Raw genomic sequence first — 779 nt, 5'->3', positions numbered from 1 at the left:
GGGCGGCTCAGCGCGCCGGGAAGGCGGCCAGGGCCGCGGCGGTGCGCTCGGGCTGCTCGAGGGGGGCCTGATGGGCGGTCTCGTCGAACACGTGGGTCACGGTGCCCGGCACCGCGGCGGCGATTTCCTCGCCCGCCGAGGGCGGGGTGACCTGGTCCGCCACGCCGTGGATCGTGAGGACGGGGACGGCGATCTCCCCGAGGCGCCCGCGCACGTCGAAGTCGGCCAGCGCCTCGCACAGGCGCGCGTAGGAATGGCGGTCCGCCTCCTGCAGGGTGTGCAGCAGGCCCGTCGTCCGCTCCGGGTGGGCCGCGATGAACCCGTCGGCGAACCAGCGCTGCGCCGAGCCCTCGACGAGGGTCGGGGTGCCGGCACGCTCCACGAGCTCGGCGCGCTCGCGCCAGGACCCCGCCTCGCCGATCTTCGCGGCGGAGCAGATCACGGCCACACCGGAGACGGTGTCCGCGTGGTCCAGGGCCAGCTGTAGCGCCACGCACCCGTTGAGGGAGACGCCCGCGAAGTGCACGGGCAGGTCCGCGGGAACGGTGCCGTCCTCCTGCAGCGCCTGCACGGCGGCGACGACGGCGTCCGCCAGCTCCGCCATCGAGAACGGCTCGGCGTGGGGCTCGGAGGCGCCGTGGCCGGGCAGGTCGTAGCCGACCACCACGGTGTCCTCAGGGAGCTGCTGCGCGGCGAGGCTCCACAGGGCCTGGACGCCGGTGCCGAGGCCGGCGCCGACCACGAGCACGCGGGAGCGCAGCAGCGCCAGCTGGGCCTCG

Annotated in this window: 1 protein-coding gene; it reads right to left on the bottom strand. The window is 76.0% G+C overall.

Translation table 11 applies throughout. The annotated features are described in order from the left end of the window. Positions 1-7 precede the first annotated feature (7 nt). Complete coding sequence (locus J1M38_RS11305; RefSeq protein WP_342356233.1) at positions 8-742, bottom strand: alpha/beta fold hydrolase; 735 nt, start codon at positions 740-742, stop codon at positions 8-10. Positions 743-779 lie beyond the last annotated feature (37 nt).

Source organism: Micrococcus sp. KRD070 (assembly GCF_017168435.1).
In the GTDB taxonomy this organism is placed as follows: Bacteria; Actinomycetota; Actinomycetes; order Actinomycetales; family Micrococcaceae; genus Micrococcus; species Micrococcus luteus.
This window is presented reverse-complemented; position numbering and strand designations above follow the sequence as displayed.